Annotated in this window: 23 protein-coding genes and 1 tRNA gene; 10 read left to right on the plus strand and 14 right to left on the minus strand. The window is 70.6% G+C overall.

The annotated features are described in order from the left end of the window. Positions 1-189 precede the first annotated feature (189 nt). From galT to galK, 3 genes are read left to right on the plus strand one after another with little or no spacing between them, the layout of a single operon-like run. Positions 190-1,233, plus strand: coding sequence for a galactose-1-phosphate uridylyltransferase (gene galT / locus ACFVXE_RS06265; protein WP_389669659.1), 1,044 nt, complete (start codon positions 190-192; stop codon positions 1,231-1,233). Continuing rightward, a complete protein-coding gene (gene galE, locus ACFVXE_RS06270) occupies positions 1,230-2,210 on the plus strand; it encodes a UDP-glucose 4-epimerase GalE (RefSeq protein ID WP_389669661.1) in 981 nt (326 codons plus the stop codon). Before galT ends, galE begins: the two co-directional genes overlap by 4 nt. Then, positions 2,207-3,373 carry a galactokinase gene (gene galK / locus ACFVXE_RS06275; protein ID WP_389669663.1) on the plus strand — a complete coding sequence of 389 codons (1,167 nt, stop codon included), beginning with the start codon at positions 2,207-2,209 and terminating at the stop codon, positions 3,371-3,373. The genes galE and galK overlap by 4 nt, the downstream gene beginning before the upstream one ends. On the opposite strand, the gene ACFVXE_RS06280 is transcribed toward galK, so the two are convergent. Continuing rightward, positions 3,366-3,809, minus strand: coding sequence for a GNAT family N-acetyltransferase (locus ACFVXE_RS06280; RefSeq protein ID WP_389669665.1), 444 nt, complete (start codon positions 3,807-3,809; stop codon positions 3,366-3,368). The genes galK and ACFVXE_RS06280 overlap by 8 nt on opposite strands. Before the next feature lie 278 nt (positions 3,810-4,087). Here ACFVXE_RS06280 and ACFVXE_RS06285 point away from each other — a divergent pair, with 278 nt between their 5' ends. Continuing rightward, positions 4,088-4,873 (plus strand): LuxR C-terminal-related transcriptional regulator, encoded by a 786-nt coding sequence (locus tag ACFVXE_RS06285; RefSeq protein ID WP_389669906.1) that lies wholly within the window; start codon positions 4,088-4,090, stop codon positions 4,871-4,873. Here the strand turns inward: ACFVXE_RS06285 and ACFVXE_RS06290 are convergent. Then, entirely contained in the window at positions 4,832-5,329 is a 498-nt protein-coding gene (locus tag ACFVXE_RS06290) for a MarR family winged helix-turn-helix transcriptional regulator (protein WP_389669667.1), read from the minus strand. The two genes, ACFVXE_RS06285 and ACFVXE_RS06290, sit on opposite strands and share 42 nt — an antisense overlap. A gap of 89 nt (positions 5,330-5,418) precedes the next feature. On the opposite strand from ACFVXE_RS06290, the gene ACFVXE_RS06295 reads away from it, so the two are divergent. Beyond that, complete coding sequence (locus tag ACFVXE_RS06295; protein ID WP_389669669.1) at positions 5,419-6,219, plus strand: trans-aconitate 2-methyltransferase; 801 nt, start codon at positions 5,419-5,421, stop codon at positions 6,217-6,219. Between the two features lie 78 nt (positions 6,220-6,297). Here the strand turns inward: ACFVXE_RS06295 and ACFVXE_RS06300 are convergent, their stop codons facing one another. Continuing rightward, positions 6,298-6,699, minus strand: coding sequence for a hypothetical protein (locus ACFVXE_RS06300; RefSeq protein ID WP_389669671.1), 402 nt, complete (start codon positions 6,697-6,699; stop codon positions 6,298-6,300). A 201-nt stretch (positions 6,700-6,900) separates the two neighbouring features. On the opposite strand from ACFVXE_RS06300, the gene ACFVXE_RS06305 reads away from it, so the two are divergent. Then, on the plus strand, positions 6,901-7,497 hold the full coding sequence (locus ACFVXE_RS06305) for a dihydrofolate reductase family protein (RefSeq protein WP_389669673.1): 597 nt from the start codon (positions 6,901-6,903) through the stop codon (positions 7,495-7,497). An 82-nt stretch (positions 7,498-7,579) separates the two neighbouring features. On the opposite strand, the gene ACFVXE_RS06310 is transcribed toward ACFVXE_RS06305, so the two are convergent. Beyond that, positions 7,580-8,266: a TetR family transcriptional regulator gene (locus tag ACFVXE_RS06310; protein ID WP_389669675.1), complete on the minus strand. Its 687-nt coding sequence runs from the start codon at positions 8,264-8,266 to the stop codon at positions 7,580-7,582. Beyond that, a complete protein-coding gene (locus ACFVXE_RS06315; protein ID WP_389669677.1) occupies positions 8,263-9,264 on the minus strand; it encodes an acyl-CoA desaturase in 1,002 nt (333 codons plus the stop codon). Before ACFVXE_RS06315 ends, ACFVXE_RS06310 begins: the two co-directional genes overlap by 4 nt. Positions 9,265-9,604: 340 nt before the next feature. Between ACFVXE_RS06315 and ppc the strand changes: the two genes are divergently transcribed. Further along, entirely contained in the window at positions 9,605-12,334 is a 2,730-nt protein-coding gene (gene ppc, locus ACFVXE_RS06320) for a phosphoenolpyruvate carboxylase (protein ID WP_389669679.1), read from the plus strand. A 39-nt stretch (positions 12,335-12,373) separates the two neighbouring features. Here the strand turns inward: ppc and ACFVXE_RS06325 are convergent, their stop codons facing one another. The 7 genes from ACFVXE_RS06325 to ACFVXE_RS06355 all read right to left on the minus strand — a co-directional run bounded on the left by ACFVXE_RS06325 (position 12,374) and on the right by ACFVXE_RS06355 (position 18,038). Then, on the minus strand, positions 12,374-12,844 hold the full coding sequence (locus ACFVXE_RS06325) for a hypothetical protein (protein ID WP_389669681.1): 471 nt from the start codon (positions 12,842-12,844) through the stop codon (positions 12,374-12,376). An 86-nt stretch (positions 12,845-12,930) separates the two neighbouring features. Next, entirely contained in the window at positions 12,931-13,524 is a 594-nt protein-coding gene (pth, locus tag ACFVXE_RS06330; RefSeq protein ID WP_389669683.1) for an aminoacyl-tRNA hydrolase, read from the minus strand. Between the two features lie 132 nt (positions 13,525-13,656). After that, positions 13,657-14,247: a 50S ribosomal protein L25/general stress protein Ctc gene (locus ACFVXE_RS06335; RefSeq protein ID WP_389669685.1), complete on the minus strand. Its 591-nt coding sequence runs from the start codon at positions 14,245-14,247 to the stop codon at positions 13,657-13,659. Positions 14,248-14,430: 183 nt separating this feature from the next. Continuing rightward, positions 14,431-15,405, minus strand: a complete 975-nt coding sequence (locus ACFVXE_RS06340; protein WP_389669687.1) for a ribose-phosphate diphosphokinase — start codon at positions 15,403-15,405, stop codon at positions 14,431-14,433. Between the two features lie 120 nt (positions 15,406-15,525). Beyond that, entirely contained in the window at positions 15,526-16,974 is a 1,449-nt protein-coding gene (gene glmU / locus ACFVXE_RS06345) for a bifunctional UDP-N-acetylglucosamine diphosphorylase/glucosamine-1-phosphate N-acetyltransferase GlmU (protein ID WP_389669689.1), read from the minus strand. Between the two features lie 109 nt (positions 16,975-17,083). Then, positions 17,084-17,154: transfer RNA gene (locus ACFVXE_RS06350), tRNA-Gln, on the minus strand. Positions 17,155-17,177: 23 nt separating this feature from the next. Further along, positions 17,178-18,038 carry a hypothetical protein gene (locus tag ACFVXE_RS06355; protein ID WP_389669691.1) on the minus strand — a complete coding sequence of 287 codons (861 nt, stop codon included), beginning with the start codon at positions 18,036-18,038 and terminating at the stop codon, positions 17,178-17,180. A 155-nt stretch (positions 18,039-18,193) separates the two neighbouring features. On the opposite strand from ACFVXE_RS06355, the gene ACFVXE_RS06360 reads away from it, so the two are divergent. Then, complete coding sequence (locus tag ACFVXE_RS06360; RefSeq protein WP_389669693.1) at positions 18,194-19,510, plus strand: sensor histidine kinase; 1,317 nt, start codon at positions 18,194-18,196, stop codon at positions 19,508-19,510. A gap of 133 nt (positions 19,511-19,643) precedes the next feature. Here the strand turns inward: ACFVXE_RS06360 and ACFVXE_RS06365 are convergent, their stop codons facing one another. Next, positions 19,644-20,180, minus strand: a complete 537-nt coding sequence (locus ACFVXE_RS06365; protein ID WP_389669695.1) for an SUKH-3 domain-containing protein — start codon at positions 20,178-20,180, stop codon at positions 19,644-19,646. A gap of 10 nt (positions 20,181-20,190) precedes the next feature. After that, complete coding sequence (locus tag ACFVXE_RS06370; RefSeq protein ID WP_389669697.1) at positions 20,191-20,715, minus strand: YwqJ-related putative deaminase; 525 nt, start codon at positions 20,713-20,715, stop codon at positions 20,191-20,193. Between the two features lie 301 nt (positions 20,716-21,016). Here ACFVXE_RS06370 and ACFVXE_RS06375 point away from each other — a divergent pair, with 301 nt between their 5' ends. Next, positions 21,017-21,994: an SMI1/KNR4 family protein gene (locus ACFVXE_RS06375; protein WP_389669699.1), complete on the plus strand. Its 978-nt coding sequence runs from the start codon at positions 21,017-21,019 to the stop codon at positions 21,992-21,994. Positions 21,995-21,999: 5 nt separating this feature from the next. Further along, positions 22,000-24,384 carry an SUKH-4 family immunity protein gene (locus ACFVXE_RS06380; RefSeq protein ID WP_389669701.1) on the plus strand — a complete coding sequence of 795 codons (2,385 nt, stop codon included), beginning with the start codon at positions 22,000-22,002 and terminating at the stop codon, positions 24,382-24,384. The last annotated feature ends 126 nt before the right edge of the window (positions 24,385-24,510 follow it).

Raw genomic sequence — 24,510 nt, forward strand, 5'->3', positions numbered from 1 at the left:
CGCTCTTGTGTTCAAAAAATGAACAGTCTTTCTGGGGTTCTTTGTTGGATTGTGATCGAGCGAGTGGAAAGCTCCAGGTTCAACCGCCAGAACCGCACAGGAGATCCCGATCACACATGCGTCGAAGTGTCCATTGACGTGTGTGTTGGCTTGTGGTTTGTTGTGTTCGGTTATGTTTGGAGGAACCTGGTGAAGAAGACGGTTACGACGCTCGCCGACGGCCGGGAGCTGCTCTACTACGACAGTCGCGACGACGTGGTCCGCGACGCCGTCGACCGGCGGCCGCTCGACGCCGTCTCGACCTCCTCCGAGGTCCGCCACGACCCGCTCCTCGGGGACAGCGTCGCCATCGCCTCGCACCGCCAGGGCCGCACGTACCACCCGCCGGCCGACGAGTGCCCGCTCTGCCCGTCCCGGGACGGGCGGCTCAGCGAGATCCCCGACGACCACTACGACGTGGCCGTCTTCGAGAACCGTTTCCCCTCCCTCGCCGGCGACTCCGGCCGCTGCGAGGTCGTCTGCTTCACCTCCGACCACGACGCCTCGTTCGCCGACCTCACCGAGGAGCAGGCCGGCCTGGTCCTGGAGGCATGGACCGACCGCACCGCAGAACTCGCCGGGCTCCCGCAGGTCAAGCAGGTGTTCTGCTTCGAGAACCGGGGCGCCGAGATCGGTGTGACCCTCGGCCACCCGCACGGGCAGATCTACGCGTACCCGTTCGTCACCCCGCGCACCGAGCTGATGCTCCGCTCGATGGAGGCGCACTGCGAACGGACCGGCGGCAACCTCTTCGACGACATCGTGGCGCGTGAGCTGACCGACGGCGAGCGGGTCGTGCTGACCGGCGAGCACTGGGTGGCGTTCGTGCCGTACGCGGCGCACTGGCCGTACGAGGTGCATCTGTACCCGCGCCGCCGCGTCGCGGACCTGCGGGAACTCGACGATGCCGCGCGCACCGAATTCGCACAGGTCTATCTGGAACTCTTGAGGCGATTCGACCGGATCTTCGGCCCCGGTGAGCCGCCGACGCCGTACATCGCGGCCTGGCACCAGGCGCCGTTCGGAGTGCCCGGGCGGGAGGAGTTCGGGCTCCACCTCGAGCTTTTCACCGTCCGACGCACCTCCGGCAAGCTGAAGTTCCTCGCGGGTTCCGAATCCGGCATGAGCGTGTTCATCAACGACGTGCCGCCGGAGGCCGCGGCCCAGCGACTGCGAGAGGTAGCGAGCAAGTGAGCATGCCCCAGAAGAAGTACCTGGTCACGGGTGGCGCGGGATACGTCGGCAGCGTGGTCGCCGCGCATCTGCTGGAGGCGGGCCACGCGGTGACCGTCCTCGACGACCTGTCGACCGGGTTCCGGGAGGGCGTCCCGGCCGGGGCCGAGTTCATCGAGGGGCGCATCCAGGACGCCGCCCGCTGGCTGGACCCCTCCTACGACGCGGTGCTGCACTTCGCCGCGTACTCCCAGGTCGGGGAGTCCGTCACCGACCCGGAGAAGTACTGGGTGAACAACGTCGGCGGATCCACCGCGCTGCTCGCCGCCATGCGCGACGCCGGGGTCCGCACCCTGGTCTTCTCCTCGACCGCCGCGACCTACGGGGAACCGGTCTCCAGCCCGATCACGGAGTCCGACCCGACCGCCCCCACCAACCCGTACGGCGCGACGAAGCTGGCCGTCGACCACATGATCACCGGCGAGGCGGCCGCACACGGACTGGCCGCGGTCTCGCTGCGGTACTTCAACGTGGCGGGTGCGTACGGGAGCTGCGGTGAGCGCCACAGCCCGGAGTCGCACCTCATCCCGCTCGTCCTCCAGGTCGCGCTCGGGCAGCGCGAGTCGATCTCCGTGTACGGCGACGACTATCCGACACCCGACGGCACCTGCGTACGCGACTACATCCACGTCGCCGACCTCGCCGAGGCGCACCTGCTCGCCCTCGACGCGGCCACCGCGGGCGAGCACCTGATCTGCAACCTCGGCAACGGCAACGGCTTCTCGGTGCGCGAGGTCATCGAGACGGTACGCAAGGTCACCGGCCACCCGGTCCCCGAGACCGCGGCCCCGCGCCGCGCCGGTGACCCCGCGGTGCTGGTCGCCTCCGCCACCGCGGCCAGGGAACGGCTCGGCTGGCAGCCCTCCCGCGCCGACCTGGCCGGAATCGTCTCCGACGCCTGGACGTTCGCCCGCCGAGAGGAGCCCACCACCCCATGACCGACAACGCTGAGCTGGTCACCGCATTCACCGAGCTGTACGGCGCCGCCCCCGAAGGGATCTGGGCTGCGCCCGGCCGGGTCAACCTGATCGGCGAGTACACCGACTTCAACGACGGTTTCGTGATGCCGCTCGCGCTGCCGCACGTCGCGCGCGCCGCGGTGTCCCGCCGTACCGACGGCGAGCTGCGGCTCCACTCCACCGACGTGCCCGGCGGCGTCGTGCGGCTCCGCGTCGACGAGCTGGCACCGCACCAGGGCCACGGCTGGGCGGCGTACCCGGCCGGAGTCGTCTGGGCGCTGCGCGAAGCCGGCCACCAGGTCACCGGTGCGGACATCCAGCTGACCTCGACCGTCCCCACCGGCGCCGGACTCTCCTCCTCCGCAGCCCTCGAAGTGGTCACCGCGCTCGCGCTGAACGACCTCTTCGGACTCGGTCTGCCCGCCGCCGAGCTCGCGGTGCTGGCGCAGCGCGCCGAGAACGCGTTCGTCGGGGTGCCGTGCGGGGTCATGGACCAGATGGCGTCGGCCTGCTGCGTGGAGGGCCACGCCCTCTACCTCGACACCCGCGACCTCACCCGGCGCCAGGTCCCGTTCGACCTGGCCGCCCACGGTCTGCAGCTGCTGGTCGTCGACACCCGGGTCAAGCACGCGCTGGGTGACGGCGCGTACGCGGAACGACGGACCGGCTGCGAGGAGGGCGCGCGGGTGCTCTCCATCGGGACGCTGCGCGACCTTCCGTACGAAGGGCTCGGCGCCGCGCTCGACACGCTCGCCGAGTCCGGCGCGGACGAGTCGGTCGCGCGGTACGTACGCCATGTGGTCAGCGACAACGCGCGCGTGGAGCAGGTCATCGGGCTGCTCGACGCGGGCGATGTGCGGGCCGCGGGACCCGTCCTCACCGCGGGCCATGTCTCGCTCCGTGACGATCTGCGGGTCTCCTGCCCCGAACTGGACCTGGTCGTCTCGGCGGCGAACGCGGCCGGGGCACTGGGTGCGCGGATGACCGGCGGTGGTTTCGGCGGTTCGGCGATCGTGCTGGTGGAGACGGCGGACGCGGAGGCGGTCACCAAGTCGGTGCTGGAGGCGTTCACTTCGGCGGGCCACGCGACGCCCGGGGTCTTCCCGGCGGTCCCGTCGGCGGGGGCCCGCCGGCTCAGCTGAAGGCCTTCGTCAGGATGAACTCGGTGACACCGGGCGGGTAGTCCTCGACCTGCCCGATCACCTCGTACCCCCGCCTGCGGTAGAAGGCGGGGGCCTGGAACCCCCAGGTCTCCAGCCGGGAGCGGGTGCACGACCGGTCCGCCTCGGCCCTCCGTTCCGCCTCTGCCAGCAGCTGCGACCCGAGGCCGGAACCGCGGTGGAGCGGGTCGACCCAGAGCAGATCGACATGGAGCCAGTAGGCCCAGGTGCGCCCGGAGAGTCCGCCCGCCAGCGCACCGGACTCGTCGATCGCCCAGATCTCCAGCGGGAGTTCGTGCTCGGCGGGCGTGGAGAGCAGGGCGCGGAGCTCGGGGGAGCGTTCCGTATTGCTGTGCTGGAGCCGTTCGCTCAGCAGAATGCGACGATCTTTGTCTACTTCTGTCTCAAGACGAAACATGAACCACACCCTAAACACCGAGGTTCATCAGTTCTGCGAAATTCCTTCCGCTCCGGGCCCCCAGCCGTACGCTGATGCACAGCACCGGTGGGGGCCGGTGCTGATTCAGGGGTACGAGACAGTCGGGAACGACGCCCGGAGCGGGGTGGCAGTCGGCATGCGGCGGCGGCCGTAGGACTGCGATTCACCTCATCGCTCCGGGCGTCGTTCCCGCAGCTGTCCGTCCCCAACGGGGGCCCGGGGGTGGCCCAGGGAAAAGACGCAGCATGGGGGTGCCTGTGGTTCGTATCCGGGTTCTCGTGGTGGACGACCACCGCATTTTCGCCGAGTCGCTCGCGGCGGCTCTCGCGGCCGAACCGGACGTCGACGTGGCGGCGGCGGGCAGTGGCCCGGCCGCGCTCCGGTGTCTCGAACGCGCGGCGGCCGAGGGCCGCCGGTACGACGTGATCCTTGTCGACGCCGAACTGGGCATCGGGCCGACGGCGGCGGGGCGCTCGGTCCCCGGACCGGTCCCGGTCCCTGCCCCGAACAGTGGCGAGAACCCCCCGGTCGACGGGATCTCGCTGGTGGCGGGCGTCCGTTCGGGCCAGCCGTCGGTCCGTACGGTGGTGCTCGCCGAGAAGGACGACCCGCGCAGGGCGGCGCTCGCGCTGCAGGCCGGGGCGTCCGGCTGGGTCGCCAAGGACTGCTCGCTGCAACGGCTGCTGACGGTCATCCGGGGGGTGCTCCGAGACGAGACGCATCTGCCTCCGGCGCTGCTGACCGGCGTCCTGCGGGAGTTGACGGCGGCCCGCAGGCATCGCACCGAGAGCGAGCAGCTGGTCGAGTCGCTCACCCCGCGCGAGCGTGAGGTGCTGCGCTGCATGGTGGCGGGGCTGGGCCGCAAGGCGGTGGCGGAGCGGCTGTACCTCTCCCCGCACACGGTGCGTACGCATATGCAGAACGTGCTGGGGAAGCTGGGCGTGCACTCGACGCTGGCCGCGGTGGCGCTGGCCAGACGGGCCGGTGTCGGACCGGCTGAGCTAGCCGGGGATGTTGTCGAACGGGGCGGTCAACTGGCGTAGCAGGCCGGCCAGTTCTCCGCGCTGCCGGCGGGAGAGCTCGCCGAGGATGGCACGCTCCTGGGCGAGCAGTCCGGCCAGTGACTGGTCGGCCTTGTCACGCCCTTCGGCGGTGAGCCGGACCAGCACGCCGCGCCGGTCGCTCGGATCGGGGAGCCGTTCGACGAGGTTCTTCTTGGTCAGCCGGTCGATGCGGTTGGTCATCGTGCCCGAGGTGACCAGTGTCTGCGTGAGCAGTTGGCCGGGGGAGAGCTGGTACGGGGCGCCGGCGCGGCGCAGCGACGTCAGTACGTCGAACTCCCACGGCTCGAGATTGTGCTCCGAGAAGGCGATTCTGCGGGCCCGGTCGAGGTGCCGGGCCAGGCGCGAGACGCGGCTGAGCACCTCAAGTGGTTCCACGTCGAGGTCGGGGCGCTCGCGACGCCATGCAGCGACCAGCCGGTCAACCTCGTCCTCCATGTGGATCAGTGTAAAGGGTCTGTCGACATGAAGTCTCTTGAATTCAAGTGTCTTGACATCAAGATACTTTCTTGGTGATCCTGGGTGGCATGACGACACCCACCTGGGACCCGCAGCAGTACCTCCGTCACGCGGACCACCGCACCCGCCCCTTCCGGGACCTCCTGTCCCGCATCCCCGAGCTCCCTGAGGCCGCCGCGCCCCGGATCGCGGACCTGGGCTGCGGAGCGGGCAACGTGACTACACTCCTCGCGGACCGCTGGCCGGCGGCCCGGATCACCGGCTACGACAACTCCCCCCAGATGCTGGAGAAGGCCCGCGCCCACGCCACCCCGCTCCTGAACTTCGCCGAGGCCGACGCGAGCACCTGGACGCCGGCGGAACCGTACGACCTGATCGTCTCCAACGCGCTGCTCCAGTGGGTCCCGAACCACACCGACCGCTTCCCCGCATGGCTGGACGGCATCACCCCGGGCGGCACGTTCGCCTTCCAGGTCCCCGGAAACTTCGACCAGCCCACCCACGTCCTGATGCGCGAGCTGGCCGAGTCGCCGCGTTGGCGCCCCCGCCTGGCCGGCCTCCTGCGCCACGGCGACGCGGTGCTGAGCCCCGCCGCCTACCTCGACGCCCTGACGGGTCCCGGCATCACGGCGGACGTCTGGGAGACCACGTACCTCCACCTCCTCCAGGGCGAGGACGCCGCGCTCGACTGGGTGAAGGGCACCGGGCTGCGCCCCGTCCTGACGGCGCTCGCCGACGACCCCGAGGCGCACGACGCCTTCCTCGCCGAATACCGCGACCTGCTGCGCGCCGCTTACCCGAAGGGCCCGCACGGCACCGTCTTCCCGTTCCGCCGCATCTTCGCCGTGGCCCGGAAGGAGTCCCGGTGACCGCCGCGGCCGGTCATGTGCGACCGGCCGCCCCGGAAGGTTCGGAGCCCGCCCTGCTGACCTGACCGGGACCGTCCCTCAGGCGTCCAGCGCCCTGGTCACCTGCTCCAGATCCGCGGGCATGACCGCGATCGACAGCTCCCCACCGGACGACTCGCACTCCACGATCCGCGATCCCGGGTTGATGACCAGCCCTTCCCGCGTGGACGGGGCGCGCACCGCGGTCCGGCGCAGATCGTCGGGGAGGACGACCAACTGCTTGCCGTAGGAAGCGCGCCAGGCCGGCGGTACCGCGTGGACCAGCAGGTGTCCGGGTCGCCAGCGGCCGCCCCGGGCGGGCCACCTCATCATGCAGGGGATGCCGGCCGGTGCCCCGGTGGCGGCCGGCTCCGACCGCTGCCGGTGCCTGCGGCGGATCAGCACGCCGACGAGCGAAGCCACCACACCCAGCACCACGAAATCGATCACGGATTCGATCACCTGTGTATTGAAGCAGGCGGGGGAGGGGAGGCACGACCGGGCGGCGGCCGCCCCGGCCCCGTCCGCGACAGGGGCCGGCAAGGCCGTCCGCCCCCGCGTGCGCGGCGCCGGCCCGACGGGACCGGGCGGGCGCGATGATTTCCGGGCGGCGCGACGGTCTCTGTTGCCGTACACCCGGAGCGAGGAAGAGGAGCCAGTCCCATGCGCATCGTGGTCAGTGAGTTCATCAGCCTGGACGGTGTCGTGCAGGCGCCCGGCGGACCCGACGAGGACACCGACGGCGGCTTCGCGCACGGCGGCTGGTCGCACCCGTTCTTCGATCCGGAGGCGGTGGGCGGCGCCTTCGACGACGCGCTGGCCAAGGCGGACGCACTGCTGTTCGGGCGCCGGACGTGGCAGACGATGGCCGCGGCATGGCCCGAGCGGGCCGGCGACCCGTTCGCCGACCGGATGAACGCCATCCCCAAGCACGTCGTCTCCCGGACGCTGGACGAATCCGCGCTGACCTGGGAGAACACCACGCTCATCGCGGGCGACAAGGCCGTCGCCCGGATCCGGGAGCTGCACGGCACCGACGGCGGCGACCTGCTGGTCATGGGAAGCCCCACGCTCGTCCGCACCCTTCTGCACGAGGGCCTGGTCGACGAGCTCCGGCTCATGGTCATGCCGGTGATCCTCGGCGGCGGGAAGACCATCTTCCCCGGCGACGGCGCGCTGCGCACGCTGGAACTGGTCTCCACGGTCACCAGTGCAGCCGGGGTGCACGTCTGCACCTACCGGCCGGTCGACAAGGGCTAGCGGGCACGGGAGCGGGATCCTGCTCACGCACCGGACCGGACCGGACCGGTGCGCCGTGCCCGGCCCGGTCCGGAGGGAGGTCTCAGCTCTTCCGGTGGCCTATCAGCCGAGGCTTGGACTCCAGGTTCTCCAGACCGTGCCAGGCCAGGTTCACCAGGTGCGCCGCCACCTCCGCCTTCTTCGGCTTGCGGACGTTCAGCCACCACTGGCCCGTCAGCGCCACCATGCCGACCAGCGCCTGCGCGTACAGCGGGGCCAGCTTCGGATCGAAGCCGCGCGCCTTGAACTCCAGACCCAGGATGTCCTCCACCTGGGTGGCGATGTCACTGATCAGGGACGCGAACGTGCCCGTCGACTGGGCGACCGGGGAGTCACGGACCAGGATGCGGAAACCGTCCGTGTACGTCTCGATGTAGTCGAGCAGCGCGAACGCCGCCTGTTCCAGGAGCTCGCGCGGGTGACCCGCGGTCAGCGCACCGGTGACCATGTCGAGGAGCTGGCGCATCTCCCGGTCGACCACCACGGCGTAGAGACCCTCCTTGCCGCCGAAGTGTTCGTAGACCACCGGCTTGGAGACACCGGCGCGAGCCGCGATCTCCTCCACCGAAGTGCCCTCGAAGCCCTTGTCGGCGAAGAGGATGCGACCGATGTCCAGCAGCTGCTCGCGGCGTTCCTTGCCGGTCATCCTCACTCGACGGGTACGCCGCGCGGGTGAGGGACGGTTCTTCTCGCTGCTCGTGCTGCCGTCGGTCGCCACGTTGTCAATCATGCCGCGTCGACGTGTACGGGCTCGCGCCGGGAGTCGATGCGGCGGGACTCGATCCGGGCGGGGTCCGGCCACCGGACGTCGTACGCCCAGCCGAGCTTCTCGAACCAGCGGATCAGCCGCGCGCTCGAGTCGACCTGGCCCTTCATCACGCCGTGCCGGGCGCTCGTCGGGTCCGCGTGATGCAGGTTGTGCCAGGACTCGCCGCACGACAGGACCGCCAGCCACCACACGTTGCCGGACCGGTCACGGGACTTGAACGGGCGCTTGCCGACCGCATGGCAGATCGAGTTGATCGACCAGGTGACGTGGTGCAGCAGGGCCACCCGTACCAGGGAGCCCCAGAAGAACGCGGTCGCCGCGCCCCACCACGACATCGTCACCAGACCGCCGATCAGCGGCGGGACCGCCAGCGACACGATCGTGAACGTCAGGAAGTGACGGGAGATCCCCCGGAGCGCCGGATCCTTGATCAGATCCGGGGCGTACTTCTGCTGCGGTGTCTGCTCCTCGTCGAACATCCACCCGATGTGCGCCCACCACAATCCCTTCATCAAGGCCGGGAGCGTCTCGCCGAACCGCCACGGAGAGTGCGGATCGCCCTCGGCGTCGGAGAAACGATGGTGCTTGCGGTGGTCGGCGACCCAGCGGACCAGCGGACCCTCCACGGCCAGCGACCCGGCGACCGCCAGGGCGATGTGGAGCGGACGCTTCGCCTTGAAGGAACCATGGGTGAAGTAGCGGTGGAAACCGATCGTGATGCCGTGGCAGCCGATGTAGTACATGGCGACCAGCAGGCCCAGATCGAGCCAGCTCACACCGCGGCCCCAGGCCAACGGCACCGCCGCCACCAGGGCCACGAACGGCACCACGATGAACAGCAGCAGCGCGATCTGCTCGACCGACCGCTTGTTGTCGCCGCCGAGCGTGGCGGAAGGAAGGGCCGGACCGCCGGCCTCGGGCGCCGGGACGTCGTCGATCACGTCGGGGCTGTTCTTCATGGGGAGTCCCCCGTGGGGTGAGGAGTCGAGGACAGCTCTGGCTACGCATCCGTAACCTACGGCTTCGTAAGTATGACAGCGGAGCAGCCCGCAGCACGAGAGCTGCGCCGTCGGAGCTACCTCTCCACCGGACCGACGAGGGCTGAGGGGAGCGCCGACAGCACGGACACCTATCCTGGAGGCGTCGGACAGCGCGGTCCGCACTCGCTTTGCCGGGGTGGTGACAGCACCGCTGCAGCCGCGGACCCCGGACCGAAGTGCCCATCCGTCTCCCGTCGGCACCTTGTCCGGGAGACGTATCGCGACGCACCTCCTCAATCACTGCAAGGAGCCGCACACTGTGAGCAGTGCCGACCAGACCCCCGCCGCCAGCCCCGAGCTGCGTGCCGACATCCGCCGCCTCGGAGACCTGCTGGGCGAGACCCTCGTACGTCAGGAGGGCCAGGAACTCCTCGACCTCGTCGAGCGAGTCCGCGCCCTCACCCGTACCGACGGCGAGGCCGCCGCCGAACTCCTCGGCGACACCGACCTGGAGACCGCCGCGCAGCTCGTCCGCGCCTTCTCCACCTATTTCCACCTCGCCAACGTCACCGAGCAGGTCCACCGCGCCCACGAGATGCGCGATCGGCGCGCCGCCGAGGGCGGGCTGCTGGCCCGTACCGCCGACCGGCTGAAGGACGCCGACCCGGAACACCTGCGCCAGACCGTCAAGAACCTCAACGTACGGCCCGTCTTCACCGCGCACCCGACCGAGGCCGCGCGCCGCTCCGTACTGAACAAGCTCCGCCGCATCGCCGAGCTGCTGGAGACGCCGGTCATCGAGGCCGACCGGCGCCGCCTCGACCTGCGGCTCGCCGAGAACATCGACCTCATCTGGCAGACCGACGAACTGCGCGTGGTCCGCCCGGAACCGGCCGACGAGGCACGCAACGCCATCTACTACCTCGACGAGCTGCACGCCAACGCCGTCGGGGACGTACTCGAGGACCTCGCGGCCGAACTGGAGCGCGTCGGCGTCGAACTGCCCGCGGGCACCCGTCCGCTGACCTTCGGCACCTGGATCGGCGGCGACCGCGACGGCAACCCCAACGTGACGCCCGCCGTCACCTGGGATGTGCTGATCCTGCAGCACGAGCACGGCATCACCGACGCGCTGGAACTCATCGACTACCTGCGCGGACTGCTCTCCAACTCCATCCGCTACACCGGCGCCACCGACGAGCTGCTGGCCTCCCTCCAGGCCGACCTGGAACGACTGCCCGAGATCAGCCCCCGCTACAAGCGGCTGAACGCCGAGGAGCCGTACCGCCTCAAGGCCACCTGCATCCGGCAGAAGCTCGTCAACACCCGCGAACGACTCGCGGCAGGCACCCCGCACCGCCCCGGCTGCGACTACCTCGGCACCGCCGAACTCCTCGAGGACCTGGTGCTCATCCAGACCTCGCTGCGCGAGCACCGCGGCGGCCTCTTCGCCGACGGCCGGATGGACCGCACCATCCGTACGCTCTCCGCGTTCGGGCTGCAGCTCGCCACCATGGACGTGCGCGAGCACGCCGACGCGCACCACCACACCCTCGGCCAGCTCTTCGACCGGCTCGGCGAGGAATCGTGGCGGTACGCCGACATGCCGCGCGACTACCGGCAGAAGCTCCTCGCCAAGGAGCTCCGCTCCCGTCGCCCCCTCGCCCCGACCCCCGCCCCGCTGGACGCCGCGGGCGAGAAGACCCTCGGTGTCTTCCACACCATCAAGGAAGCCTTCGAACGGTTCGGACCCGAGGTCATCGAGTCGTACATCATCTCGATGTGCCAGGGCGCCGACGACGTCTTCGCCGCAGCCGTCCTCGCCCGCGAGGCCGGACTGATCGACCTGCACGGCGGCTGGGCCAAGATCGGCATCGTGCCGCTCCTGGAGACCACCGACGAGCTGCGCGCCGCCGACGTGATCCTCGACGAAATGCTCGCCGACCCCTCGTACCGGCGGCTCGTCTCCCTCCGCGGCGACGTCCAGGAGGTCATGCTCGGATACTCCGACTCCTCCAAGTTCGGCGGCATCACCACCTCCCAGTGGGAGATCCACCGGGCGCAGCGCCGGCTTCGCGACGTCGCGCACCGCTACGGCGTACGGCTGCGCCTCTTCCACGGCCGCGGCGGCACCGTCGGCCGCGGCGGCGGCCCCTCGCACGACGCGATCCTCGCGCAGCCCTGGGGCACGCTGGAGGGCGAGATCAAGGTGACCGAACAGGGCGAGGTCATCTCCGACAAGTACCTCATCCCCGCGCTCGCCCGGGAGAACCTGGAACTGACCGTCGCGGCCACCCTCCAGGCCTCCGCCCTGCACACCGCGCCCCGTCAGTCCGACGAGGCGCTGTCCCGCTGGGACGCGGCGATGGACACCGTCTCCGACGCAGCGCACAGCGCCTACCGCAAGCTGGTCGAGGACCCGGACCTGCCCGCGTACTTCTTCGCGTCCACCCCGGTCGACCAGCTCGCCGAACTGCACCTGGGCTCGCGCCCCTCGCGACGCCCGGACTCCGGCGCCGGTCTCGACGGACTGCGCGCCATCCCCTGGGTCTTCGGCTGGACCCAGTCGCGGCAGATCGTGCCCGGCTGGTACGGAGTCGGCTCCGGGCTCAAGGCGCTGCGCGAAGCCGGTCTTGACACCGTCCTGGACGAGATGCACGAACAGTGGCACTTCTTCCGGAACTTCATCTCGAACGTCGAGATGACCCTCGCCAAGACCGACCTGCGGATCGCCCGCCACTACGTCGACACGCTCGTCCCCGACGAGCTGAAGCACGTCTTCGCCGACATCGAGGCCGAGCACGCGCTGACGGTGGAGGAAGTCCTCAAGGTCACCGGCGGAACCGAACTGCTCGGCACCAGCCCGGTGCTCCAGCAGACCTTCTCGATCCGTGACGCCTACCTGGACCCGATCTCGTATCTCCAGGTCTCGCTGCTGGCCCGCCAGCGCCGCGCCGCCGAGCGCGGCGAGGAGGCCGACCCGCTCCTCGCCCGGGCCCTGCTGCTCACCGTGAACGGTGTCGCGGCGGGTCTGCGCAACACCGGCTGATCCCCCGTGCGGTGAGCGGGGGCGGTCCCGCCGGAACTCTCAGAGGGCGATGAACGTCGCCACCAGCAGGGCCGCCCCCGCGATCCCGGTGCCCCACGCGGTCCGGGTCAGCCGCAGACCACCCCCGATGATCAGCGCGGCGAGCAGCAGCGCGCCGCCCAGCGGCACCCAGGAATGCAGGAAGCCCGGAAGTCCTGTCCGGACGACCTCGTCCGTGCCGGGCTTCACGACGACCGGATAGGTGCCGCCCTTCTTCACCGCGACGGACCTCGCGATCGTCACACGCGAGCGCGCGGTGGCCTGCCCGGTCGGGGCGAACGGCCCCGTGCACACGTCTGCCCCGCAGCCGGTGACGGTGATCGAGCCGTGCTCACGGCCCTTGGCGAGGACGATGTGCTGCGCCGAGGCCCATGACGACAGGACGCCCGCGACGAGCAGCAGCAGGACGACGCAGCCCAGGGCGGCGTTGCGGCCGTAGTGCAGCGCGCGGTGGGAGGTGCTCCGCTTCATGGGGAGCGATCTTTGGGCAGGCGAACGCTTTCGGTCAACTCACGGTCATTCCATGGCCAGAAATGATCCGGAATCGCCCTGCTATCTCATGAGTTGTACGCGCTCTGCGCGCGCTCAAGCCCTTCCGCGAGCAGGCACTCCACCGAGTCCGCGGCCCGGTCCACCAGATAACCGAGCTCCTTGCGCTCGGTGGACGAGAAGTCCTTCAGCACGAAGTCCGCGACCTGCATCCGCCCCGGCGGACGACCGATCCCGAACCGGATCCGGTGGTAGTCCGGCCCCATCGACTTGGTCATCGACTTGAGCCCGTTGTGCCCGTTGTCGCCGCCGCCCAGCTTCAGCCGGAGCACCCCGTAATCGATGTCCAGCTCGTCGTGGATCGCCACGACGTGGTCGGTCGGCACCTTGTAGAAGTCGCGGAGCGCGGTGACCGGACCGCCCGAGAGATTCATGTACGACATCGGCTTGGCCAGGATCACACGGCGGTTGGCAGGTCCGGGCGGCCCCATACGGCCCTCGACCACCTGCGCCTGGGCCTTCTGGCCCCGCTTGAACTTCCCCCCGATCCGCTCGGCCAGGAGATCGGCGACCATGAAGCCGACATTGTGCCGGTTCGCCGCGTATTCGGGACCGGGGTTGCCGAGGCCCACGATGAGCCAGGGGTCGGTGGCTACGGACATCTGCGCTCGGTCTCCTCGCGTACGGCTGACTGCGGATGCATGCGGTGATGGACAAGGGAAACGGGGCGGCGGGTCCCTGGGGAAGGAACCGCCGCCCCGTCAGTGAAGCAGGTGAAGCGTGGAGGGCGAGGCTCAGGCCTCGGTGCCCTCGGCGGCCTCGGTGCCCTCGGCAGCCGGCTCCTCGGCCTGCGCCGCGACGACCTGCAGCACGATGGCGTCCTCGTCACCGGCCAGCACCGAGCCGGAGGGCAGCGGGATGTCCTTGGCGAGGATGGAGTCACCGGCGTCCAGGCCCGCGACGGAGACCGTGACGGACTCGGGGATGTGGGTGGCCTCGGCCTCGACGAGCAGGGTGTTCTGCACGTACTCGAGCAGGTTGCCGCCCGGGGCCAGGTCGCCCTCGACGTGCACGGCGATCTCGACGTTGACCTTCTCGCCGCGCGTGACGGTCAGCAGGTCGACGTGCTCGATGTCGCCCTTGAGCGGGTTGCGCTGCACAGCCTTCGGAATGACCAGGGCGTCCTTGCCCTCGATCTCCAGACCGATCAGGACGTTGGCGGTACGCAGCGCCAGCAGCAGATCGTGGGCCGGCAGGGTGACGTGGACCGGCTCGGCGCCGTGGCCGTAGACGACCGCGGGAACCTGGTTCTCACGACGGGCGCGGCGGGCGGCGCCCTTGCCGAACTCGGTGCGGGGAAGGGCGGCGAGCTTGATCTCTGCCATGACTGCACTCCTCGTAGGGTGACGAAACTGGATGGTCACCCGGCCCACGACAGGCCTGCTACGAAGAGCGCGTCGATAACGGACCGCCGTACCTATGAGTACGGCCTCCCTCGCCGAGCAACTCGCTGAGTCTACCCGGCGGGGAGGCCGCACCCAAAGTGGATCTTCGATCGACCGGTCCCGCTACTGCTCCTCGAAGAGGCTCGTGACCGAACCGTCCTCGAAGACCTCGCGCACCGCGCGCGCGATGGTCGGCGCGATCGAGAGCACCGTGATCTTGTCGAGCTCCAGCTCGCCCGGGGTCGGCAGCGTGTCCGTGAAGACGAACTCGCTCACCTTGGAGTTCTTCAGCCGGTCCGCGGCGGGCCCGGAGAGCACACCGTGCGTCGCCGTCACTATGACGTCCTCGGCACCGTGCGCGAACAGGGCGTCGGCGGCGGCACAGATGGTGCCACCGGTGTCGATCATGTCGTCGACCAGGACACAGACCCGGTCCTTGACGTTGCCGACGACCTCGTGGACGGTCACCTGGTTGGCGACGTCCTTGTCACGGCGCTTGTGGACGATCGCCAGCGGCGCGTCCAGACGGTCGCACCAGCGGTCGGCGACGCGCACGCGGCCGGCGTCCGGGGAGACGATCGTCAGCTTCGAGCGGTCGACCTTGGCACCGACGTAGTCGGCGAGGATCGGCAGCGCGAAGAGGTGGTCGACCGGACCGTCGAAGAAGCCCTGGATCTGGTCCGTGTGCAGGTCGACCGTGAGGATGCGGTCGGCACCCGCGGTCTTCATCAGATCGGCGACCAGGCGGGCCGAGATCGGCTCGCGGCCGCGGTGCTTCTTGTCCTGACGGGCGTAGCCGTAGAACGGCACGATCACCGTGATGGAGCGGGCGGACGCACGCTTCAGCGCGTCCAGCATGATCAGCTGCTCCATGATCCACTTGTTGATCGGAGCCGTGTGGCTCTGGATCAGGAAGCAGTCGGCGCCGCGGGCGGACTCCTGGAAACGGACGTAGATCTCACCGTTGGCGAAATCGAAGGCCTTCGTCGGCACGAGGCCGACACCCAATTGGTGCGCAACCTCCTCGGCCAGCTCGGGGTGGGCGCGGCCGGAGAAGAACATCAGTTTCTTCTCGCCGGTCGTCTTGATCCCGGTCACAGCACAGTCTCCTCAGACGTGTTCCTGGCGCTGCACGCATCTGTCCCGATGTGCAACGAGCCAGCCGAAATGGGGTGAGCATCTATCACGGTACGCCGTGCGCGGCGCACCTGTTTCCGGTCAGCTTTCGCCGACGGTCTCCTCCGCGGCGGCCTGAGCCGCCTGCGCGGCGGCGCTGCCCGGACGCTTGCGGGCCACCCAACCCGCGATATTCCTTTGCTGGCCACGGGCGACAGCGAGCGAACCGGCCGGTACGTCCTTCGTGATGACCGAGCCGGCGGCGGTGTACACGCCGTCCCCGACCGTGACGGGTGCCACAAACATATTGTCCGAGCCGGTCCGGCAGTGCGAGCCGATGGTCGTGTGGTGCTTCGCCACTCCGTCGTAGTTCACGAAGACGCTCGCGGCACCGATGTTGGTGTGATCGCCGATGGTCGCGTCGCCGACGTAGCTCAGGTGCGGCACCTTCGTGCCCTCGCCGATCGTGGCGTTCTTCATCTCCACGTACGTACCGGCCCTGGCCTTCGGGCCGAGCCTGGTGCCCGGGCGCAGGTACGCGTACGGGCCGACCGTCGCCTCCGGGCCGATCTCCGCCTCGACCGCGACCGTGTTGTCGACGCGCGCGCCCGCGTGGACCGTGGTGTCCGTCAGCCGGGTGTTCGGGCCGACCTCGGCCTCCTCGGCGAGGTGCGTGGTGCCGAGCAGCTGGGTGCCGGGGTGCACGATCGCGTCCTGCTCGAACGTCACGGTGGCGTCGATCAGCGTCGTCGCCGGGTCCACGACGGTCACGCCTGCGAGCATGGCCCGCTCCAGCAGCCGCTGGTTCATCAGGGCGCGGGCCTGGGCGAGCTGCACGCGGTTGTTGATCCCGAGGATCTCGCGGTGGTCGGCCGCGACCGAGGCGCCGACCCGGTGCCCGTCCTCGCGCAGGATGGACAGCACATCGGTGAGGTACTCCTCGCCCTGGCTGTTGTCGGTGCGGACCTTGCCGAGGGCGTCCGCGAGCAGCCGTCCGTCGAACGCGAAGACCCCGGAGTTGATCTCGCGGATCGCCCGCTGGGCGTCGGTGGCGTCCTTGTGCTCGACGATCGCGGTGACCGCGCCGCTCGCGGCGTCGCGGACGATCCGGCCGTAGCCGGTGGAGTCCGGGACCTCGGCGGTCAGCACGGTGACGGCGTTGGCGTCGGCGGTGTGCGCGGCGGCGAGCTCACCGAGCGTCGTGCCGGAGAGCAGCGGGGTGTCGCCGCAGACGACGATCACGGTGCCGTCGACGGCACCGCCGAGCTCTTCGAGCGCGATGCGCACGGCGTGGCCGGTGCCGCCCTGGACGGCCTGGTACGCGGTCCGCACCCGGCTGTCGATGGTGGCGAGATGCGCGCCGACCCGCTCGCTCGCGTGGCCCACGACCACGACGAGGTGCTCGGGGGCCAGCTCGCGGGCGGCGGCGACGACATGCCCGACGAGCGAACGCCCGGAGATCTCGTGCAGAACCTTGGGAGTCTTCGACTTCATGCGGGTGCCCTCACCCGCTGCGAGGACGACGACGGCTGCCGGGCTGTTGGCGCTCACGGATGTGCCCTTCGGCTTCGGGTGGTGGACACCCGCAGGATACCGGGGGCGTACGGGGCGGACATGAGTACGGGCCCCGACCGTGATGGTCGGGGCCCGTACTCATGGGCTCCCGGGGAAGGAATCGAACCCTCATTCAATGGACCAAAACCATTTGTCCTGCCATTAGACGACCCGGGATGGTATGCCTTTTATGTCCGATTTTAATGATCGGCTCGTTTTGCAGCCCCTACTATGCCGCACCACCAGCCTTCGATGCGACGGTACAGGTCGGCACTCTTGAGAACACGTACGACCAGGCAACCCCGGTAGTTCTCGCCGACATTCTTCCGGTTCGTCCTGGGGTTGTGTTTCTTGATCGATGTCTTGCCGAACGACGCCGGGTCGGCGCCGGTCAGCTCCCTCCAGTACTGCTCGGCTGCGGTCACGTCTGCCGTCTCGTGGATGTGTACATGGAAGCGCAGATGCTGGGCGCTCACGCCGAGGAGCCGGAGCCATGCCAGGAAGACCTCGATCATCCGAGGGTCGCTGTTGACGAAGGTGACTCTCTCCGCGAGGCGATGAGGCTTGGACTTCGACCCCTCCGACCAGTACAGGCCGACGCCCAGCAGGAAGAGCTCACGTGCGCTCATCGTGCCGATCTCGTCCGCCGCATCCTGCTTCGTCCTCCGGCGTTCCGTCTCGCGCCTGTGAAGCGTCGCCTCCCAGCCCCGCCGGGCGATGGCTGACGCCTCCTCCCGAGTTCGGTTGCGCTCAGGCTTCGGCAGATCTCGCACCCACAGCGAGATCGAACTCTTCGAGCACCCCAGCTCCACCTGTATCCGGTCGTACGTCATGCCCTGCAGCCGCAGCTCCCGGGCCTTCTCCCGCAGGTCGTCCTTGGCGTTGGGGCGCTTCGTCCACTCCGGGGCGGGCTCGCCCTCCAGGAGGCGGTTGAGGATGTCGTTGTTGTCCACGGACAGCCGGTCGCGGATCCGGCGGCGGCTGAGGCCCTCGCGGCGGAGGGCCACGGCCTGCTCGCGGAGGCCCTCGAAGTCGGCGTATTTGCTGGTGATTTCCGTCACGGGTCAAGCGTTGTCCGGAATTCGGACGTCCGGTTCGAAAGAGTGGCCGATTCGCCATTTCGGGCGATCGTCGATCATTTCGGCCCTGTTCGAACGGGGGACGTGCTGTCCAGGTCGTCCGAAAATGAGATGCGGCCGCCCGTAGTCTGGATGCCATGACCGCAACGGGGGCACACCTGGAAGGCGCGGGAACGACCGCCCGCGGCTATTGGTGGTGGGAACGGCGGCGCAGTGTCGCCCTGGACGTGGGGCTCGCGCTCCTGTCGGCGCTGGAATGCGCACTGGAAGGGGTGGAATTCGCGGGGGACACCGGGCTGCCGGTGCCGCTCGGAGTGGTTTTCGGGCTGATCGCGGGTTCCGTGCTGGTGGTGCGGCGGCGCTGGCCGATCGCGGTGGTGCTGGTCTCGATCGCGACGACGCCCGCCGAGATGGGCTTCCTGATGGGGCTGGTCGGCCTCTACACGCTGGCCGCGTCCGACGTGCCGCGCCGGATCACCGCGGTGCTCATGGGGATGTCGCTGGTCGGGACGTTCGTCGTCACGTACGTACGGCTGCGGCAGAGCGTCTCCGTGCACTCCGGGAACTTCGGGCCCGACAGCTGGTACGTACCGGTGGTTTCGCTCTTCATGTCCCTCGGGCTCACGGCGCCGCCCGTGCTGTTCGGCCTCTACATAGGGGCCAGGCGCCGGCTGATGGAGAGCCTGCGGGAGCGTGCGGACTCGCTGGAGCGGGAGCTGTCGCTGCTCGCGGACCGGGCCGAGGAGCGGGCCGAGTGGGCGCGCACCGAGGAGCGGACGCGGATCGCGCGGGAGATGCACGACGTGGTCGCGCACCGGGTCAGCCTGATGGTGGTGCACGCGGCGGCGCTGCAGGCCGTCGCCCCGAAGGATCCTGCGAAGGCGGTACGCAACGCGGCGCTCGTCGGTGACATGGGCAGACAGGCCCTGACCGAGTTGCGCGAGATGCTCGGGGTGTTGCGGACGGGGGATCCGACGGCGGTGCGGCCCGCCCGGGTGCCACTGGCTGCGGTGGGTGAGGCGGTGGCTGCGGCGGCTGCGGCGGCCACCGAGGACGGGCCACGGCTGCACGAGGTGGAGACGCTGGTCGGCCAGTCCCGGGCGGCCGGGATGACGGTGGAGCTGTCGGTGGACGGCGATGCGCGGCCGTACGCCCCCGAGGTGGAACAGACGGCGTACCGGGTGGTGCAGGAGGCGCTGACCAACGTGCACAAGCATGCGGCGGGTGCGAAGACGTGGGTGCGGTTGGCGCACCGCGGTTCGGAGGTCGCGATGCAGGTGGAGAACGGCCCGTCGGACGGGGCGGCGGCGGACGCGGGGCTGCCGAGCGGCGGCAACGGTCTGGTGGGGATGCGGGAGCGGGTGCTGGGGCTGGGCGGTGTGTTCGTCTCGGGTCCGACGGACGCGGGGGGTTTCCGGGTGTCGGCGGTGCTTCCTGACCGGGGCGCCGCGTAGTCGGGCCCCGCGGTCCCGCTCCGGGGCGTACGGCCCCTGTGGTGCCCCGGTCGCCGGTCCGGGGCCGGGCGTCCGGGGGTGGAGCGGCCGGCGGACCCGTTCGATGCCGTCGGCCGGCCGCCGCGGATCCCGCTCAGCCCGAGGTCAGCCGTTCGGGCTGGATCCCGCCGACCAGCGTCGCGAGCGCCTGGTCGATGTCCGCACCCAGGAACCAGTCCCCGGTGTGGTCGATGCTGTACACGCGTCCTTCGGCGTCGATCGCGAGGACCGCCTGCCCGTCGCCCTCCTCGCCCAGCGGGCTGACCTCGGTCTCCAGCGCCCGTCCCAGATCGCCGAGGGTGCGAGCCAGATGCAGTCCGCTCAGCGGATCGATCCGTACCGGTGCCGGTGCGATCTGCCGGCCCGGGGCGGATCCCGCGATGTACAGGCCGCCGAACTCCGCCCATGCCTCCACAGCGGCGGGGAAGACCGCGTGCTGATGTCCGGCGGGCGACGCGTGGGAGCGCAGTGCGTCCGCCCATTCCTCCGCCTGCCGGATGTCCCAGCGTCCCGGCTGCCAGCCCGCGGTGCGCAGGGCGGCGTCGACGGCGACGGGGAAGCGGGTGGCGGCGGCACGGTCCGTGTGGTTCGTGGGGTCGGCCTGTTCGGGAAGGTCGGTTCGGTCGTGCATCGGCGCGCGATCAGCCCTTCTCGGCGGTGGTCGCCGCGCTGGTGGTGGTGAGGTCGACGGGGCGCACGCCGAAGTGGGCGAGCATCGCCGTGCAGGAGCGGCACGGTGGTGCGTAACTGCCGTGCATCGGGTCGCCGTCCTCGCGGATGCGCCGTGCGGTGAGCCGCGCGTGCTTCAGTGCGCGCCGGGCCTCGCCGCTGGTCAGCGGTTTGCGCTGGGCTCGTTTGGAGCGTCCGGTCTCTGCGGCGGCGAGCTGCCGGGAGAGCAGGATCGCCTCGGGGCAGCGGCCGGTGAACCGTTCGCGCTGGCCGCTGGTGAGGGTGTCGAGGAAGTCCTGTACCAGCGGGTGCAGTACGGGCGGTTGGTCACCCTTGCCCGCGGTACAGGTCAGCGTCTCGCCGCGTACGGACAGCGCGGCAGCCACGGCCGGCAGGATGCCGTCGCGGCGGTGGTGGAGATGGGGTGTGCGGCTGCGTGCGGTGTCGCTCCAACTGAGGCGCGGGTCTCCGGATGTGACTGTTTGTGTTGTGTGCATGGTGTGGATGTCCCTCCCGTGCCATCCCCCCGAGTTGCGGTGACAGCCTGCCAAATGTGCCAGTCGGTGGGGAAGCTGGGGCGGTGAAACGTGCCTGCGTGTCGCGGACAGTGGCCCGACCGTCGCCGGTCCGTCACCCAGCTGTGACGGTTCGTGACCGAAACGGACGGGAAGCCGGAGGAGGGACGGAAGGGTCGCCCGGGGGCGAGACCCCCTGTTGCCCCACCGCATAGGCTGTGCCTGGACCGCCCCCACGGGCAGGTCGGTCCTCATCAGACAGACGCAGCAGGGGGCAACCGCCATGACGACAGGTCGGCTCGGGCAGCAAGCCGCGCCACCGAACGCGGCCTACGCCGGGCAGGTCGTGCACTTCCCGGATCCGGTCCGGGCGTCCCGCCACCCCAGGGGTGTGCGCGTGGACGAGAACGGCTGTCCGGTGTTCGCGCCGTACGCGCGCGCCGCCGCCGAGATCGCCGAGCCCCCTCAGGGTTTCGGCGTCGACGAGTTGCGGCTCACCGACTACGTGTCGGCCAATGCCGCGTTGGCGGCGAGTGGCCACGAGCTGTGGGACACGATCCCGGCGGTCGCCACGCCGCACGGCTGGACCTGGCACCATGTGCCGGGCGGCCGGCGGATGGAGCTCGTGCCGGTCGAGGTCAAGGCACTGCTCCGGCACCACGGCGGTCTGGCGTCCACGCCGGTCGACCAGAACAAGCGGGGCACGCGTCCGCTGCAGGAGACCCGGCCCGCGTACTTCCGGTTGCCGAAGGGTGCGGTCGCGGTCAGCGAGCAGCAGGTCCAGGGCGTCGAGGAGGATCTCGGTTACCGGCTGCCGGGCGCGTACCGCTCGTTCCTGAAGGCGGCCGGTGGTTCGGCCCCGGCCGGTGCGGCGCTCGACGCGGAGCTCGGTCTCCTGGTCGACCAGCCGTTCTTCACCGTGCGCGAGGAGGCCGCGGTGAACGACCTGGTGTACGTCAACAAGTGTCTGCGGGACCATCTCACCAAGGATTACCTGGGTGTTGGTTTCGTCCAGGGCGGCGTCCTCGCGGTGAAGGTCCGGGGCAACGGCACGGGTTCGGTCTGGTTCTGCGCGTACGACGACGCCAGGGATCAGGACGGCTGGAACGTGCAGGAGCGCGTGGACCGGCTGTTGCTGCCCTGCGGTGTGGACTTCGACGCCTTCCTGCAGCGGCTGGCGGGCAACCCGCCGGAGCTGGAGACCGTGGCGAACCTGATGGTGGACGGCGGCTTCGCGCGGGCCGTCCCGGTGGAGGGGTGAGCGCGATGGTGACCTTTGCGCAGGCGCAGGAGCGCGCGGACGAGTGGGTCAACGGCGACGTGCCCGGGTACCAGCACCGTGAGGTGCGGGTCCGCGAGTTCGAGCTGGGTTTCGTGGTGTGGGCCGAGGACCGTGCGGAGGGCCCCGTCTCGGACGGTGGCCGGCAGCGGATGGTGATAGCCCGCGACAGTGGTGAGGCCACGCTCTGGCCGGGGCTGCCGGTCGGTGAGGTGATACGGCGGTACGAGGAGGAGTACGGCGCGGTCGGCGTGGCTCCGGCGGCGCCGGGGTCGCCGGAGCGTATCGATCTGAATCAGACGTCGTTCCTGCTGAGCCCGCCTGAGTGGTTGCAGGAGGCGGCGGACAAGCTCGGGATCCCCGACCGGCGGGCGGAGCGCGGCGCGGCCCCCGCGCCGGCAGCTTCCGGTCCCGGCGGGCAGACCGACCACGAGCCCACCGCTCCCGACGGCGTTCCGGCCTCCGTTCCGAAGCCGGCCGCCGGGGACACCCCGTGGGCCGGGACGGACACCAACGCGGGCTCCGACGACGGGGCGGTCGCGTTGCCGGCCACCGTGTTCGCACCGCCGCTCTCGGGCGCCGACGACGGCACCCCGCCGTCGACGGTGGGCGCTGACGCGCCGACCGCTCTGATGTCCGGCGGCAGCCGGTTGCCCCGGACGGCGATCGTCGCGGGCCTGAATCCGCAGGGGCCCGGTGCGCCCGGTCCCGGCGGTCACGCTCCTGGTCATCCCGGCGGGCCGGGTGTCCCGGGACCGGGTCCCGTCGGTGCTCCCGGCCGTTCCGGTGACGGTGACATCGCCGATGCGGCCACGAGCAAGGCCGCGGTGCCGCCGCGGGGTGCGCGCGGCGGCGGGGCGGCGCCTCCGCCTCCGCCCGGTGTGCCCGGTGTTCCGGGCGCCGGGCCGGGTGCGCCGGTCGCGCCGTCCTCGGGGCCGGGTGCGCCCGGTGCTCCGGCGGGCGGGTACCTCCCGACGCAGCTCGTCCCGCAGGCCGGCCCGTCCGGTGCGCCCCACCCCGCGCCCCCCGTTCCTCCCGGCCCGATGCCGCCGTCCGACGGCGGTTTCGACCATGCTGCGACGATGCTCGCCGAGCCGGGTCCGGGTGGTCCGCGGCCGCCGGGTCCGCCCGGTGTTCCGGGTGTTCCGGGTGTGCAGCAGCCTCCCGCTCCGCCCGGTCCTCCTGGTCGGCCCGGGGCGACGCCGCCGTCGGTCGGCGGTGTGCATCACGCCGCGACGATGTTCGCCGAGCCGGGTCCGGGTGGTCCGCGGCCGCCGGGTCCGCCCGGCCCGCCCGGAGCCCCTGGCATGCCTGCGGGCGGCGCCCCCGGTCCCGTACCGCCGAATCCGCACACCCCGCCGCCTCCGGCGTACGGCTATCCGCCGCCTCCGGCCGGTCAGCCGACCGTCGGTCCCGGATACCAGGCCGTGCTGCGCTTCCGCGCGCCCGACGGCAGCGAGCAGCAGCTGATCCGCCGCTCGGCGCCCGGTACTCCGCACCCGGAGTGGCAGATGCTGCACGAGCTGCGGGCGATGAACGTGCCGCCGCAGCAGGTCATCGAGCTGCACACCGAGCTGGAGTCGTGCGAGCTGCCGGGTGGTTACTGCGCGCGGATGATCCGGGAGACCTGGCCGCAGGTGCGGATCACCAGCGTCGCTCCGTACGGCACCGATCACGCGAGCCGTCAGCAGGGCATGCAGCATCTGCTGACGCACCAGGGTGAGCTGCACCAGGTCGCGGACGGCCCGGCGCGTCCGGCGCCGGTCCGGGCCCCGCTGCCGCAGATGCCGCCCGCCATGCCGATTCCGCCGGAGGGCATCGCGGAGGAGCTGCTGCAGGTCTTCGGGCCGCAGGGGGTGCTCCGGTTCGACCAGCGGGCGGTGTCCCGGCAGGGTGTGCCCGAGATCGTGGCGCGGACTCTGGTGTGGGCGGGGCTGCCGGCCGACTTCGGTCCGTTCTTCTGGGCGCAGCCGGGCCAGCCGGTGGTGCCGACCCTGGCCGAGCTGGCGGTGCAGCGGCAGGTGCAGCCGGCGTCCGACGCGGGGTCGTATCTCGTCATGGGGTCCGACTTCGGCAAGGCGATCTGTGTTCAGTACGGGACGGCGAACATCGTGGCCGTACCGGTCGAGGCGGGTCCCGGCGGGCAGCCGGTGCCGCCGCAGTTCGTGAACACGGGGCTGCCGGAGTTCGCGCGTTCGATGGCGCTCCTCGGCCGGATGTGGCGGCTCCGTTTCGGTCTCAATCCGGAGCAGGCGGGCCGTTGGACGGTCGACTTCCAGGCGCAGCTGGTGGCGCTGGACCCGGCGGCGCTCGCGTCGCCGGAGAGCTGGTGGTCGGTGCTGCTCGAACAGATGTGGGACGGGCTGATCTGATCTGCCCCGCTGCCCGCCGTGCGCCCGGATCCCGACCAGGGGGGGGGGGGGCCCGCGTTGAGTGTAACCCCCCGCGTAACGCCGGGAAACACCCCATGGGTTAAACAATAAATTCGAAAATAAACA

Origin of the sequence: Streptomyces sp. NPDC058231, assembly GCF_042882275.1 — a bacterium.
In the GTDB taxonomy this organism is placed as follows: Bacteria; Actinomycetota; Actinomycetes; order Streptomycetales; family Streptomycetaceae; genus Streptomyces.

Bases quoted from the DNA above. Each gene is read 5' to 3' on its own strand.
- galK (WP_389669663.1), top strand. From the start codon at position 2,207: ATGACCGACAACGCTGAGCTGGTCACCGCATTCACCGAGCTGTACGGC.
- ACFVXE_RS06280 (WP_389669665.1), bottom strand. From the start codon at position 3,809: ATGTTTCGTCTTGAGACAGAAGTAGACAAAGATCGTCGCATTCTGCTG.
- ACFVXE_RS06290 (WP_389669667.1), bottom strand. From the start codon at position 5,329: ATGGAGGACGAGGTTGACCGGCTGGTCGCTGCATGGCGTCGCGAGCGC.
- ACFVXE_RS06295 (WP_389669669.1), top strand. From the start codon at position 5,419: ATGACGACACCCACCTGGGACCCGCAGCAGTACCTCCGTCACGCGGAC.
- ACFVXE_RS06305 (WP_389669673.1), top strand. From the start codon at position 6,901: ATGCGCATCGTGGTCAGTGAGTTCATCAGCCTGGACGGTGTCGTGCAG.
- ACFVXE_RS06310 (WP_389669675.1), bottom strand. From the start codon at position 8,266: ATGATTGACAACGTGGCGACCGACGGCAGCACGAGCAGCGAGAAGAAC.
- ACFVXE_RS06315 (WP_389669677.1), bottom strand. From the start codon at position 9,264: ATGAAGAACAGCCCCGACGTGATCGACGACGTCCCGGCGCCCGAGGCC.
- ACFVXE_RS06325 (WP_389669681.1), bottom strand. From the start codon at position 12,844: ATGAAGCGGAGCACCTCCCACCGCGCGCTGCACTACGGCCGCAACGCC.
- pth (WP_389669683.1), bottom strand. From the start codon at position 13,524: ATGTCCGTAGCCACCGACCCCTGGCTCATCGTGGGCCTCGGCAACCCC.
- ACFVXE_RS06335 (WP_389669685.1), bottom strand. From the start codon at position 14,247: ATGGCAGAGATCAAGCTCGCCGCCCTTCCCCGCACCGAGTTCGGCAAG.
- ACFVXE_RS06360 (WP_389669693.1), top strand. From the start codon at position 18,194: ATGACCGCAACGGGGGCACACCTGGAAGGCGCGGGAACGACCGCCCGC.
- ACFVXE_RS06365 (WP_389669695.1), bottom strand. From the start codon at position 20,180: ATGCACGACCGAACCGACCTTCCCGAACAGGCCGACCCCACGAACCAC.
- ACFVXE_RS06370 (WP_389669697.1), bottom strand. From the start codon at position 20,715: ATGCACACAACACAAACAGTCACATCCGGAGACCCGCGCCTCAGTTGG.
- ACFVXE_RS06375 (WP_389669699.1), top strand. From the start codon at position 21,017: ATGACGACAGGTCGGCTCGGGCAGCAAGCCGCGCCACCGAACGCGGCC.
- ACFVXE_RS06380 (WP_389669701.1), top strand. From the start codon at position 22,000: ATGGTGACCTTTGCGCAGGCGCAGGAGCGCGCGGACGAGTGGGTCAAC.